The 13,941-nt window shown below is 37.2% G+C and carries 15 protein-coding genes; 9 read left to right on the top strand and 6 right to left on the bottom strand.

Translation table 11 applies throughout. From position 1 onward, the window contains the following. Positions 1 to 55: 55 nt before the first annotated feature. From EKM78_RS03595 to EKM78_RS03575, 5 genes are read right to left on the bottom strand one after another with little or no spacing between them, the layout of a single operon-like run. Positions 56 to 895 (bottom strand): metallophosphoesterase family protein, encoded by an 840-nt coding sequence (locus tag EKM78_RS03595; protein WP_164507184.1) that lies wholly within the window; start codon positions 893 to 895, stop codon positions 56 to 58. Then, the gene (locus EKM78_RS03590) at positions 888 to 1,982 is read right to left on the bottom strand and encodes an ABC transporter ATP-binding protein (RefSeq protein WP_125769463.1); all 1,095 of its coding nucleotides are present in this window, start codon (positions 1,980 to 1,982) and stop codon (positions 888 to 890) included. The genes EKM78_RS03595 and EKM78_RS03590 overlap by 8 nt, the downstream gene beginning before the upstream one ends. Positions 1,983 to 1,994: 12 nt before the next feature. After that, positions 1,995 to 2,813, bottom strand: a complete 819-nt coding sequence (locus EKM78_RS03585) for a carbohydrate ABC transporter permease (protein ID WP_125769461.1) — start codon at positions 2,811 to 2,813, stop codon at positions 1,995 to 1,997. Then, positions 2,806 to 3,618 (bottom strand): carbohydrate ABC transporter permease, encoded by an 813-nt coding sequence (locus EKM78_RS03580; protein WP_342768430.1) that lies wholly within the window; start codon positions 3,616 to 3,618, stop codon positions 2,806 to 2,808. The genes EKM78_RS03585 and EKM78_RS03580 overlap by 8 nt, the downstream gene beginning before the upstream one ends. A gap of 55 nt (positions 3,619 to 3,673) precedes the next feature. Continuing rightward, on the bottom strand, positions 3,674 to 4,951 hold the full coding sequence (locus EKM78_RS03575; protein WP_245994770.1) for an ABC transporter substrate-binding protein: 1,278 nt from the start codon (positions 4,949 to 4,951) through the stop codon (positions 3,674 to 3,676). A 301-nt stretch (positions 4,952 to 5,252) separates the two neighbouring features. Here EKM78_RS03575 and EKM78_RS03570 point away from each other — a divergent pair, with 301 nt between their 5' ends. Together EKM78_RS03570 and EKM78_RS03565 are read left to right on the top strand one after the other, a co-directional pair. After that, positions 5,253 to 6,434 carry an MFS transporter gene (locus tag EKM78_RS03570; protein WP_125769453.1) on the top strand — a complete coding sequence of 394 codons (1,182 nt, stop codon included), beginning with the start codon at positions 5,253 to 5,255 and terminating at the stop codon, positions 6,432 to 6,434. A 108-nt stretch (positions 6,435 to 6,542) separates the two neighbouring features. Further along, the gene (locus EKM78_RS03565) at positions 6,543 to 6,902 is read left to right on the top strand and encodes an SMR family transporter (protein ID WP_125769607.1); all 360 of its coding nucleotides are present in this window, start codon (positions 6,543 to 6,545) and stop codon (positions 6,900 to 6,902) included. A 309-nt stretch (positions 6,903 to 7,211) separates the two neighbouring features. Here EKM78_RS03565 and gdhA read toward each other — a convergent pair whose 3' ends face one another. Continuing rightward, entirely contained in the window at positions 7,212 to 8,558 is a 1,347-nt protein-coding gene (gene gdhA / locus EKM78_RS03560; protein WP_125769450.1) for an NADP-specific glutamate dehydrogenase, read from the bottom strand. A 202-nt stretch (positions 8,559 to 8,760) separates the two neighbouring features. On the opposite strand from gdhA, the gene EKM78_RS03555 reads away from it, so the two are divergent. The 7 genes from EKM78_RS03555 (at position 8,761) to EKM78_RS03530 (ending at position 13,892) form a co-directional block, all read left to right on the top strand. Continuing rightward, entirely contained in the window at positions 8,761 to 9,288 is a 528-nt protein-coding gene (locus EKM78_RS03555) for a TetR/AcrR family transcriptional regulator (RefSeq protein ID WP_125769447.1), read from the top strand. Further along, positions 9,288 to 10,349, top strand: a complete 1,062-nt coding sequence (locus tag EKM78_RS03550; RefSeq protein ID WP_125769444.1) for an ABC transporter permease — start codon at positions 9,288 to 9,290, stop codon at positions 10,347 to 10,349. The genes EKM78_RS03555 and EKM78_RS03550 overlap by 1 nt, the downstream gene beginning before the upstream one ends. Position 10,350: 1 nt before the next feature. Next, a complete protein-coding gene (locus tag EKM78_RS03545; protein ID WP_125769441.1) occupies positions 10,351 to 11,037 on the top strand; it encodes an ABC transporter ATP-binding protein in 687 nt (228 codons plus the stop codon). A 163-nt stretch (positions 11,038 to 11,200) separates the two neighbouring features. After that, on the top strand, positions 11,201 to 11,647 hold the full coding sequence (locus EKM78_RS03540; RefSeq protein WP_125769438.1) for a GNAT family N-acetyltransferase: 447 nt from the start codon (positions 11,201 to 11,203) through the stop codon (positions 11,645 to 11,647). 141 nt (positions 11,648 to 11,788) lie between these two features. Then, entirely contained in the window at positions 11,789 to 12,349 is a 561-nt protein-coding gene (locus EKM78_RS03535; RefSeq protein ID WP_125769435.1) for a peroxiredoxin, read from the top strand. A gap of 111 nt (positions 12,350 to 12,460) precedes the next feature. Beyond that, complete coding sequence (locus EKM78_RS12495) at positions 12,461 to 12,622, top strand: hypothetical protein (RefSeq protein WP_164507183.1); 162 nt, start codon at positions 12,461 to 12,463, stop codon at positions 12,620 to 12,622. Positions 12,623 to 13,103: 481 nt separating this feature from the next. After that, positions 13,104 to 13,892, top strand: coding sequence for an excinuclease ABC subunit UvrA (locus EKM78_RS03530; RefSeq protein WP_125769432.1), 789 nt, complete (start codon positions 13,104 to 13,106; stop codon positions 13,890 to 13,892). The last annotated feature ends 49 nt before the right edge of the window (positions 13,893 to 13,941 follow it).

The following is a 13,941-nucleotide window of genomic DNA, read 5'->3' as shown; positions in this document are numbered from 1 at the left end:
TGAACTATTCAAAAAAAGTGCAATTTAACGTTTGAAATGTTAAATTGCACTTTTTTTATTGAAAAATTCCCGGATCTACAAATCCCGTGTCTGCAACGTCGACGTGGTTGATCACATCTTGTCCTGCAAGTAAACAACGAGTCTCAACTCCGATGTTATCATCTTCGATGGTAATAATGTCATAGTTGGTAGCATCATAAATCAAATGCTTATGGTGGTCATCGCAGTTGATGTGATAGGCACTAGAGTCTGTAGTGTGGAATAAAATATTGTTTTTCGTAAAAGTCGTTGAGAAATGGATGTGACCCGAAAATACCGCCATTACTGGGCTATCTTTGATCACTTCCATTAATTCTTGACCTTCTTGTAAAACACTATACTGCATATGTTGGATCGATGGCCCTGCGACCGGATGGTGCAAGAAGATAATCGACTTCTTCAAAGGCTCATCTTCCAAATTGTCCCGCAACCAGGTCAATTGTTCCTGACCAAGATATCCTTGCTCGTAATCGTAAAACTTACTGTCAAGGAAATAAAAGTTGAGATCCTTGCCTGATACCAAGTAATAATATTTTGCTTGCTCGGGCTGTTCCAAATATCCTTGGTAAAAAGCTGTTGTCCGATCATGATTTCCTAAAATAACATTGATCGATATTTGTAATTTATCCATTTGCTGACTAATCAAACGAGCAAGTTTAGAATAATCTTTGGTGACCCCCTCATGGATCAAATCACCCGTAATCACAATCATGTCCGGTTTTTCAGACATTTTTGAAACATCCATAAAAATGCTATTCAATTTCAAAAACGGATCAATCTTTTGATGATTAGCAGCTTGATGTCCTTCTGGAGTCAAATGCGTATCCGTTATTTGAATAATCTTAAATTTATTCATGTTTTCCCCAATATAAATTTTTTTCGGTTGAGTGATCGAACAAAACGGTATCGCTCTCGACAAAATCAATATAGATCTGATCATCTTCGGTAAAATCACAGCTGTTAACGATTGACTTGATCAAACAACCATTGGCCAACTTCAAGCTCAATTGGATGAAACGACCATAATCAACGATGCTATCAATTTTTGCTGGCAAGCTATAATCTCCCTTTGGTGTCATCGAACATTTGATATTTTCAGGACGAATACCTAAATAATACTTTTGTTGTGCTAATTCACCATGACCCATAACCTTTAAGAGCGGATGATCGTTCAAATACATTTCCCCATTTTGCAAGACTACTTCAATAATGTTGATTTGCGGTGTTCCAATAAATCTCGCGACGAATAAATTAGCTGGTTGATTGTAAATATTGTCAGGAGTATCGATCATTTGAATAATACCTTCATTCATGACTGCAATTCGATCTCCTAATGCCATAGCTTCTAGCTGATCATGAGTAACGTAGACGATAGTCTGTTGATCAATTTCGTGTAACTTTTGTAATTCATCACGAGCTTTCTCCCGAAGTTGTACGTCAATATTAGACAGTGGTTCATCTAGCAAAAAAATCTTGCTTTTCTTAACCATCCCTCGGCCGACAGCAACCCGTTGTTTTTGACCACCCGATAATTGCGAAGGTAATCTGTCTGCATAATCAGCTAAATTCAAGGTATCCATGACTTGATCAATACGTTGCTTTCTAACTTGTTTATCAACTTTATGAACTTTCAGAGCATATTCTAAATTTTGATAAACCGTCATATTCGGATAAAGCGCATAATCTTGAAAAACCATGGCAATCGCTTTACCATCGTTTTTCATAGTCTGTAGATCATGACCATCGATCAAGACACTTCCTTCTGTTACGTCTTCTAGTCCAGCAATCATTCGTAAAGTTGTTGATTTACCGCATCCAGACGGACCTAACAATACTAAAAATTCACCAGCATGAACTTTTAGATTCATCCTATTAATAACATCAGAATTTTTAAATTTCTTCGAAACTTGCTTCAATTCAATTGTTGAGTTACTTTTTCCCATATGATTAACCCCTTACTTCAAACCACTATTACTAATGCTGTTAAGAATGTATTTTTGAAATATCAAGTATATGAGCAAAGGTAAAATGATCATGATGGTTGATAACGCCATTGCCAACGGAAAGTTCGTTCCACCTTCACTGGAAATGTAATTTTGTAATGCTAAAGGCAACGTGAAACTGCCTTTGTCTTTTAAGATCAACGTTGGCCATACATACTCGTTCCAAGAATTAATGAAGAAAATCGCTCCAACACTGACAATACTTGGTTTCAAGATTGGAATAACAATATTAAAAAATATTTTGCGATTAGGGATTTGATCAATATGTGCTGCATCGATCAAACTGTTGGGGATCTTTTCCATGGTTTTCAAAAATATCATGATACCAGTCGCATCACACAATTGTGGTAATGCAACTCCAACAACATTGTTCAGCAAGTCTAACTTAGCGATCACTAAATAATTGGGGATCATTACGATCGTAAATGGCACAAAGATCGTTGCCACAAACAATAAATATATCAACATTTTCCCTCTAAACTGATAACTTCTGAAAGCATACGCTGTCAATAATCCCGTTAGTAATTTTCCCAGAGTCACAATAGTAGCCATTAAAAAAGTGTTCCAAGTCAGCCCTAAAAGATTAACTTGACGATTCAACGTCAAAAAGTTATCGATCGTAGGATTTTTAGGAATCAAACTCAACATTGATGAATATGAATCTTGTAATGTTTTAAAGGAATTAGAGATCATGAATAATATTGGTAGTATCGCCATCAAAACTATCAATATCAATAAGACATGCCATAAGTTAACTTTTCGCTTAAACATAATCTTTGTCTCGACTTTCGACAAACTTGATCTCTAGAAAAAGTAAAATTAAAAAAATCAGAAATGTCGTGATGGCTAAGGCTGAGGACGTACCAGTTTTGTATAAAACAAAGGCATTCAAATAAGTTTGGTAAATCACATTGGAGGAACCATAATAAGGTCCTCCAGTCGTGATGACATTTATTGGTGTAAAAACGTATTGAAGTCCTTGAACGATCGTTAAAATCAAAACATAAATTGCAATGCCCCGATTCATCGGCAAAATAACATTCCAAACTAAACGCCATTTAGGAATACCGTCAATTCTCGCTGCATCAATAATATTCTTTGGAATTGAACCTAATCCAGTTAATAACAAGATGAAATTATATCCAAAGACTTTCCAATTCGTAATTAAGCAAATCACAGTAATAGCTAGTATTCCTGAATTCGACCAATTAGGCATCGTTAAACCGATAGCTTTTAAAATGTATGCCAAAGGACCTGAAACAGGGTTTAAGATCCATGTGAAAATCATTGCCCCGACCACTAATGAAAAGAGGCTGGGAATGAAAAATAAAACCTTATAAGTACCTTGCATTTTACTAATAAAGAACTTCACGATCAGCGAAATAAAGTATGGTATTACGAAATTTAAAATCACTAAGAAAATGATATAAATCAGCGTATTCAAAATAACCTTTTGATTCACCGGATCAGTGAAGACTTCGATGTAATTTTTCAAGCCAACGAATTCTTTCGTTGGAGCAATCAAATTCCAATCGAAAAAGCTCAAATAAAAGGTATATAAGATTGGGATGATCATAAAAATTGTCAGCAAGATCGCGGTTGGCAACAAATAAACAAACGGTAAAATTTTATTATTTTTGTTGAGCATTGATCTTTTCCTGTGCTGACTTCAAAGTTGAGCTAACATTACTTCCAGATAAGATCTTATCCCTTGCATCGATCATAGCTTGTTCAGCTTGCAAGCCTTTTTGAGGGAACGAAGTCCAAGGAATGGCATTATCCAAAGTATCTACCGCTGGTTGAAGCATTGGATTTTGTTTGACATAATCTTTAAAATCAGCTGATTTCAGAGCTGACTTGGTCGAAGGTAAGTATCCGGTCCCTTTGCTCCAAGTTACTGTTGAATCATTGCTATACATGAACTTTTCAAATTCCCAAGCAGCTTTTTGTTGTTTCTCATCTTGTGCCGTGATCGAAAGCATGGATCCACCAACGGGAACAACAGTCTTACTACCCTTAAAGTGTGGAGCTACGATAGCTGCAGCGTTAAAGCTAGCACTCTTCTTAATGTGTGAAGCTTGGGCGATCGTTGTGAAAGCCATGGCTACGTCGCCTTTAACAAAGGAATCCATCCCTTGTGCCCAAGGTGTATGCAATGCTAATTTACTGTTGACCATGTCTTGGTAATATTTGTAAGCCGCAATTCCTTGCTTACTTGCAAATGTTGCTTTGCCATTCTTTTGAATATCAGCACCATGACTAAGCATCAATGCTTGTTGTGCCCATGTGTCACCGGGTTCTTGAATGTATAGCCCATATTTACCTGATTGTTGGTTGATCTTTTGAGAAGCTTCTTTAACACCTTCACAAGTTTGTAATGAATTTTCATCGATATTGTATTTAGCTAATATATCCTTATTGATAAATAAAACCGGTGTGCTTAACGAATAAGGAAGTCCGACTAATTTGCCAGTGCTATCTTTAGCAAATGACAACGAGCGTTTATTAAAGTTAGTATCAATAAACTTGTTAGAACCATCAAACTTCTTTGCTGCATCAGTTGGTGTCATATATTTAAAATTGCTAGCAAAGTAATTATCATAAGCCCAGCCAACTTGAACAATATCAGGAACTTTGCCTGAAGCTTGAGCAGATTGTAAATTCTGCATCAAGCCTTGGTACATATTAGGATTGTACTTGGCTGTCACTTTGATATTCTTGTGCGTGTCGTTGAATTTCTTCACAAGTTGGTCGACTGTGGCTCCCCCTTGAGTTTGAGCATTTACGTGCCAATAAGTGATCTTCGTCACCTCATTGGCCGAGGATTTCTTTGAACATCCAGCAAATATGAATGTCAAAGCAAGCAAACTTAAAACTACTGATAAATTTCTAAAAAACTTCTTATTCACGATGTTTCCCCCTACTTATCAATCTGGTTATTAGTGTAAAAAATCCATGTATATATTTGATATATTCTTTGTAAAGATTGTGTATATTTTAGGTAAATCACGATTAAAATAAATCATCCCTATTTTTTTAATACAAAAATATTACCGATGTATTAAAAGTGTTTTCTTTATAATATTTATGCTGTATACTATTTCATCAGGCGCACTAAAGCGTAATATTTAGGAGATTCAAAATACGACTATTTCTACTACCGCATTGCGGTGGTATTTTTTTTGAAGAAGTGATCTAGAGGAGGTAAAAATGAAGCATAAAAAATCGATTTATATTTTAGTGTTCAGTAACTTTTTAATTTGTTTAGGTATCGGTCTAGTCATACCTGTCACCCCGTTCATTAAAAATGAATTCCACTATACGACATCTGATATGGGAGTGATGACTTCACTTTTTGCCTTGGCTCAGTTCATTGCTTCACCTATTGTGGGACGGATTTCTGATCGAGTGGGTAGAAAGCCGATCATTGTTCTAGGTTTGCTGATCTATGCGATTTCTGAAGTTATCTTTGCGATTTCAACAACTTTACCAGGATTCAATACTTCACGTTTGATCGGTGGATTGTCTGCTGCCATGGTTGTTCCGACTTCAATGGCATTAGCTTCCGATTTAACTACCCTAAAAGAACGGGCAAAAGTTATCGGCTGGCTGTCGGCTGCCTTCAGTGGTGGTTTGATCTTAGGACCAGGTATTGGTGGTATGCTTGCCAATATCGACTACAAAACACCATTTTGGTTTGCTGCCGGTATCGGGATAATCAGTGTGATCTTTACTCAGCTACTTTTGCATGATGCCGATAAGGAAGTCCTTGTGCAAGATGCTAAAAAGGAGCTCGAAAAAAAATCCGGTTCTTACCGAGATCTTTTAACCGCTCCATTTATCATTTTATTCACGATGATTTTGATCGCATCGTTTGGTCTTCAAGGGTTTGAAAGTATTTACAGTATTTACGTTAACCAGATCTTTAATTTTGGTCTAGGCACGATTGCTCTTGTCTTAACTTTAAACGGGATTATTTCCTTGATCTTACAAGTAAGTTTGTTCAATATTTTTGTTAACAAGATCGGCGAAATCAAACTTATCAGTCTTTGTTACTTATTAAGTGCCATTTCAGTAGGTTGGATCTTGTTCGCTCGCTCCAAAGTCGAAGTCATCATTGCAACATTGATCATCTTTAGCTCATTTGACTTACTTCGTCCTGCTATCACGACCCTTCTGACCAAAGCAGGCCGAGCAAATCAACAAGGATTGATCAATGGGATGAACATGTCGTTGACTTCGATCGGTAATATTATTGGACCATTAATGTCTGGTGCTTTAATGGATTGGAATCCACATTCACCATATGTCGTTGTAGCAATTATCTTGGCAATGTCTTACTTCTTTACGTTTATCGTAAAACGTTTCCCAGTTCTTCCTGCTGAAGAATAATTTTACATATGATATAATATTTTTAATTTAAATCACCGCCGGGTGTTAACAAACAGAGTACTCAAAATAATTCCATTAGGCCATAGAAGGAATTATTGGGGGTACTCTATTTTTTCGGAAAAATACCTTCGAAAAAATCTAGGAGGAATTGATATGAATTGCATCTATCTAGTAATTGCCGGACTATTTGAAGTGGTTTGGGCATCAACAATGAAATTAAGTCACGGCTTTTCCAAGCTGGACTGGTCGATTGCAACAGTGATCGGTATGATCGCCAGCTTTTTCTTTTTAGCTAAAGCGACTAAGTCACTACCACTATCATTGGCCTACCCTATTTGGACCGGGATCGGTGCTGTCGGCTCGATCATCATGGGCGTAATGTTCTTTGGTGACAAAATCCCCGGAGTAACCTGGATCTTCATTGCGTTACTATTAGTAGGGATCGTCGGAATCAAATTAACAACGTAAATAAAATAGAGAGTGGAGGGTGATGGTCAGCTAGTGAGGATTTAGGGACTGGCAGCACAAAGGTGCTGCGTAGCAGTGCCTGCTGGCAGTTTCTAACCCGGAGCTCTCTTTCAACCGCAACTCGTTTCAAAAAATAAGAGAGTGGAGGGTGATGGTTAGCTAGTGAGGATTTAGGGACTGGCAGCACCAGCTGACAGTTTCTAACCCGGAGCTCTCTTTCAACCGTGAATCTGTATCAAACCTAAAAAAGGACAAAGCAAAAAAAATCGGCTTTGTCCTTTTCACTTTACTTTGATCTTAAATAACTTTTTAAACTAATCCTTGAGCTAACATAGCTTTAGCAACTTTTTCAAATCCAGCAATATTAGCGCCAGCTTGATAATCTTGTCCTAAATCATACTCTTTATCAGCTGCAGCGGATTTTTCATAAATATTTTCCATAATATCTTTTAATTGACTATCGACGTCGTCAAAAGTCCATGCGAGGCGTTCGCTATTTTGACTCATTTCGAGTGCAGAAACGGCAACACCACCAGCATTAGCAGCTTTAGCAGGTCCATAAACGATGCCGTTTTCTTTATAAACAGCAATAGCTTCAGTCGTACTTGGCATATTTGCACCTTCAGCTAAATACTTAGCTCCATCTTTAGCAATCAATTTTGCTTGGTCTTCGTCGATCTCGTTTTGTGTAGCACATGGCAATGCTATGTCATATTTAATATCGAGATCCCAGACTGATCCTTCTGAATAAGTTGCTGTCTTAACTTTATCAGCATATTCTTTGATCCGTCCACGTTCTACTTCTTTGATCTGTTTAACTACATCGACGTCAATACCATTTTCATCATAAATGTAGCCATTTGAATCAGAGACAGTTACTACCTTAGCGCCATTTTCTTGGGCTTTTTGAATCGCATAAATGGCCACGTTACCCGCGCCTGAAACCTTGATCGTTTTGTTCTTTAATTGATCTCCTTGACCTTTGATCAAGGCATTCAAGTAATAGATCAAGCCAAAGCCAGTAGCTTCAGTTCTAGCCAAAGAACCACCGTATTCCAAACCTTTACCAGTTAAAATACCATTTTGGGAACCATTCAAGCGTTTATATTGGCCATACAAATAACCGATCTCACGTCCACCAACACCGATGTCGCCAGCAGGAACATCTAAGTCTGGCCCGATATGTTTTTGTAATTCAGTCATGAAGCTTTGACAAAAACGCATAATTTCTGAATCTGACTTACCTTTAGGATCAAAATCAGATCCACCTTTACCACCACCGATAAGTAGTCCAGTCAGACTATTTTTCAAAATTTGTTCAAATCCTAAAAACTTGATAATACTTAAGTTAACACTGGGATGAAGTCTCAAGCCACCCTTATAAGGTCCGATTGCTGAATTGAATTGGACACGGAACCCTCGGTTAACGTGAAAATTTCCTTCATCATCTTGCCAAGGAACACGAAATTGGATCGCACGTTCTGGTTCGACTAAGGAACCAAGAATATTAGCTTTAATATATTCCGGATGCTTTTTTAAAACAGGTTTTAAACTGTCTAAAACAGTAAATGCAGCTTCTTGAAATTCAGGTTGATTAGGATCTCGTTGCGTAATTGTTTCCTTTAGATCTTTGATATAAGCTTCAACGTCTGCCATAAAAATACCTACCTTTTAATAAAAATAATTCATCCATATATTTAACTATAACCAATTAAATAAGTAGATGCCATTATTATATCACTTTATTAGAAAATGTAACTTTATATTAGAATAAAATTAATCTTAAAAATATATTGACACCCTGTCACTTTCCATATACCATATCTTCTGGTGACACAGTGTCACTGTGGAGGAAATCATGACATCATTGACTTTTAAAAATTTAGACAATACAAAAAAACAATTGATCGAAAATGTCTTACTTGACGAATTCTCTCAATATACCTTGCCCACTGCCAAGGTCTCACGGATCGTCAAAGCTGCAAACATTGCTCGAGGAGCGTTTTACAAATACTTTGACGATATTAATGACGCTTATCGCTATATTTACGGTCAGGCTATCCAACAGATCCATGCTGATTTTCGCATCCCTAGTGAACAATCAAACTCCGACTACTTGACAGAAGTTAAAAATTTTGTCGAGAGGATCGACAACAGTAAGTACTATGAATTAATGAAAATGCACATTTCTTCTAATGAAGCGTTTTTAGCTTCGCAATCTGAAAGTTTTGACCAAAAGATCGACCCAAACAAAATGGATGACCGGACTTGGATCATGACCGTCTTATCCCATGAAATCATTAAAGAGATCCTGCTCGACCCGAAGAAAAAAGATTTTTGGCTGACGAGATATTCAAATATCTTGCAGCAATTAGGAGAAAAATAATGTTTTTAGCAATTAAAGAAATTAAACACGAAAAATTACGCTATGGCTTGATCATCGGGATGATCGTATTGATCAGCTACTTGATTTTTATCTTGACCAGTCTCGCTTTGGGTTTGGCTAATTCCAATACAGCTGCTATCAAAACTTGGCAGGCTGAAAGCATCGTCTTAAATAAAGACGCTAACATCAGCCTCGGACAATCGCTCATTACAAAACAACAAGCCAAAAATATAGATCTGACCAAAGATCAAGCTTACGTTGGACAATCTTCCGTCGTCGCGAAATCGAAAGGCCAAGATCAAATATCTGCGACTTATTTAGGTATCGATAAAAATCAATATTTGTATCAAGATCTCAAGCTTACTTCTGGTCACAAGCCAACCAAAAGCCATCAAGTCGTTGCTGATGAAAAATTTCAACAAAGTGGCTACAAATTAGGCGATCAAGTAAGCTTAAATTCAATTTCGAAAAAGTATACCATCGTCGGTTTCACTAAAAATGCCAAACTCAACGTTGCGCCAATATTATACGGTCGAATCATTGACTGGCAAGCTATCAAAGGAATGGGACCTAACCTCGTTGCCAGTGCCGTCGTTTCTAAAACTGAGTCAACTAAAATATCCGATGCCAATTTAAAAAACTACCCCATCCAAAGCTTTATCGATAAACTACCGGGATATTCAGCGCAAAATTCTACTTTCACATTTATGATAGCCTTTTTAATGATAATTTCATTGATCGTCATTGCCATCTTTTTATATATCTTGACCATTCAAAAGATCCCTAATTATGCCGTTTTGAGAGCTCAAGGTGTCCCCGCCAAAACGTTGATAAATACGACAATCTCCCAATCGGTTATCTTAGTGCTCAGTGGCTTGATAATTGGCACGCTTTTGACGTTCCTTACGGCAATCGTCATTCCGACATCTGTACCAATGAGTTTCAACATACCGTTATTGTCACTAGTGGCTGTAGGATTATTGATCACTAGTGTACTCGGTGCTTTAGTACCAATTAAAACAATTCTTAATGTCGATCCCGTCGACGTGATCGGAGGATAATATGCCAACTATCAAATTGAGTAATATCAATAAAACCTTTGGGCATGATCTTAGTAAAGTCCACGTTTTGCACGATATCAACTTCCAAGCAAATAAGGGTGAACTGATTTTAGTCCTAGGCCCTTCGGGATCAGGAAAGAGCACCTTTTTGACTATTACTGGTGGACTACAAACTCCTAGTTCTGGAACAGTTTTTTTGAATGACGAGCCTTTAAACCAACTGAACAAAAAAGCTCTAGAACAGTTGCGACTAAATAATATCGGTTTTGTTTTGCAGTCTTATAATCTTCTCCCATATTTAACGGTCAAGGAACAGTTTGAACTGGCTGACCGTGTTAAGAAAACTGGCAATTTGACTGATGGCAGATTTGATGACTTGATCAATGTGTTAGGTATTGACGATCTGATGAACAAATATCCTGCCGAGTTATCTGGTGGTCAAAATCAACGTGTGGCAATTGCACGTGCACTTTATACTGATCCCGAAATCATTTTGGCTGATGAACCAACAGCAGCATTAGATACTGCTCGTGTCGATGAAGTCGGTCAAATGTTGAAATCATTAGCTAAAGACCGCAACAAAGCTATTGTGGTTGTGACCCATGATTTACGTCTAAAGAATTATGCGGATCGAATTTATAACATTATCGACGGTAAGATGACACAAGACACGTCAAATATGCATTAATTATCCAGCAGTTGATCGAAAATGATCGGCTGCTTTTTGCATCACTGCGAAGCGTTTTCAGTTTAATAAAGAATTTATATTTAATTTCGGTTACTTTCTTTGAAATTATTATAATAATATTTATTTCAGAGGAAGTCATCACAAAAAACATCAATTAGAAGGGATGGATAACATGTGGAAGATCGCAACTTTGAACAATTTAACGCCGAGACAAATCTATGACATGTATAAATTACGGCAAAAAGTTTTTGTGCTTGAACAAAAGCACCTTTATCAAGAATTAGATGATACTGATCTTAATGCTATTCATTTATTAAATTATCAAGATGATAGCTTAGTTAGCTATGCAAGAATTTTCCAAGAAGGTCATCATGTGTCTTTTGGAAAAATGGTCGTCGATCCAGAATATCGCAACCTAGGTCTAGGAAATGAATTGCTTGCTAAGATTTTAGACACAATCAACCAGTTATTTCCCAATCAAGCTGTCGAGATTCGTGCGGGAATTGAGGCTCAAGACTTTTTCCAGCATTTTGGATTCACAAGTTTAACTGATGTTAGCACATCTAGTAAAGCTCACCATGTAAAAATGGTTCTAAACGAGGCTGATTAGCAAAAAGCCGTTAATACGGCTTTTTTTAATGTATATTTCAGCTACATTGTAATGATTCTTATATAATAATTATTCATAGCTATTGAATTTTTAGAAAAGTAGACTATTATTAAATGTATAAATCCGAAAGGAGCTAGTTTAATGTATATTAATAAAGAAATTCCTGATTTTAATGTTAAAGGTTATCAAAATGGTGAGATCAAGGACTACTCTAAGAAAGATTTGCTTGGCAAATGGTCAATTATTTTCTTTTACCCTGCTGACTTTTCATTCGTATGTCCTACTGAATTAAGTGAATTGCAAGATGATTATGAGGAATTCAAGAAAAACAATGCTGAAGTTTATTCAGTTTCTGTTGATAGTGAATTTTCACATAAGGCTTGGGCTGATGCTACTGATACTATTCACAAGATTCAATATCCTATGTTGTCTGACCAAACACACCAACTTTCAAATTTCTTTGATCTTTTAGATGATGAGAGCGGTCAAGCTTACCGTGGCGTGTTTATTATTAACCCTGAAGGTGTTATTAAGTCATATACTATTAATGCTATGGGTATCGGCCGTAACGCTGATGAGATTTTGAGAACTCTTCAAGCTGCTCAATTTGTTGCTGAGAACGGTGATAATGTTTGTCCAGCTAACTGGCATCCTGGGGAAAAGACTATTAAGCCATCTACTGATTTGGTTGGTAAGATTTAGTTATTTTGTTATTTTTGGCATCCACTTTTATTGGTGGGTGCTTTTTTATTGTAAAGATGTAAGAGAGCTATAGCAGACAGAGGCGTTTTACTTTGCCGGAGTTCTGTTAGTTTGTTTGGTGGTTGGGGTGTGGTGGTAGTATTTTGGTTGCTACGTTCAATGCCGACTCCGGGGCCTGGGGATACAGCCACTGGAACGCTGCCGATGTCGACTGAGGGCTGTATCCCCGGGCCCCTCCGTCTAGATAGAGACATTAATCACCCCCTTTTTTGAGATTTACCGATTTATTTTGATCAAGTTGGCACTGTTTGCGCGTCCTATTTCTCACATGTCTATCTCAGGTTTTATCTATTCTGGTGGGAGTAGATGCTTCCTTTTCTTATCAGGATATATTCTCTTTCTGGATTACTTACTCTTTCCTCGGTTCGCGGGACCTTGCTCCGCTCATTTTTGTTTCCTGACTTACATTGCTGTTGTTGCTTTTCATTTTTTGTTGGTTCGATAAGAGCAAATTTATAATTTTATCTCTTGCTTTCGCTTCTTGCTTGCGTGCTCGTTCCTCACACTCTCGCCTTATTACTCTACTTCTATCTTTTTGTTATTTATTTTTTTATTTGTTGTTATTTTAATTTTTTATTTGTTGTTATTTTAATTTTGTTTATATTTGATTCATTGTTCTATTTATCGCATGTTAGACCAATTTTTTGCTTAATGTTAAACTCTAGGTATATTTTTGATGAAAGTTGGTTAGGCTATGAGTATACGTCATAAGAATTATATTCCTGATAATATTGAGGTCCGTGGTGCTAAGGCTAATAATTTGAAGGATCTGGATGTGGATATTCCTTTGAATTCTTTTGTTGCTATTACTGGTGTTTCTGGTTCAGGGAAGTCTTCTTTGGCTATGGATACTATTTATTCTGAAGGTGCTCGTAAGTATTTGAATGCTTTGAGTACTTACACTCGTCGTCGGATTTCTCAAGTGGGGCGTTCTGATGTTCGTGATATTAGGAATTTGCCTTCGACGATTGCTTTGAGACAGCGCCCTTCGGTTCCTGGAGTCCGTTCTACTGTTGGTACTATGACTGAGAGTTTGAATATTTTGCGGTTGATGTTTTCTCGTTTGAGTTCGGTTGTTTGTCCTAATGGCCATCGTTTGGATCCCTCTTTGAAGATTTCTGAAGCTATGGACCTGCCTGCTTCTGATGAGCGTATGGGTCAGCTTACTTGTCCTGTTTGTGGCGTTAAGTTTTATGCTTTTAGTGCTGAAGATTTTGCCTTTAATTCGGACGGTGCTTGTCCTAAATGCGAAGGTACGGGAGTTTTGAAGACTTTGCAACGGTCTAAGATTATCCCTGATGAGAATTTATCTATTCAAGATGGTGCCATTCGTTCTTGGCGTTTGCCTGGTCGTTCGATGCAGCAACAAATTGTTCAAGAGCTTGGGGTTCGACTTGATGTTCCTTTTAAGGATCTTTCTGACAAGGAAAAGGATATTGTTCTTCATGGTAAGGGGGTTCTCGTCGTGGTTTGGTTATTTTGATGCATTTATTTAAGAAGAGGCTTATATACTCAATGCCAATTTTCATGAG

The organism is Companilactobacillus furfuricola, assembly GCF_003946325.1.
Lineage (GTDB): Bacteria > Bacillota > Bacilli > Lactobacillales > Lactobacillaceae > Companilactobacillus > Companilactobacillus furfuricola.
The sequence above is the reverse complement of the archived record's forward strand: the minus strand, read 5'-3'. Positions and strand labels throughout refer to the sequence as shown.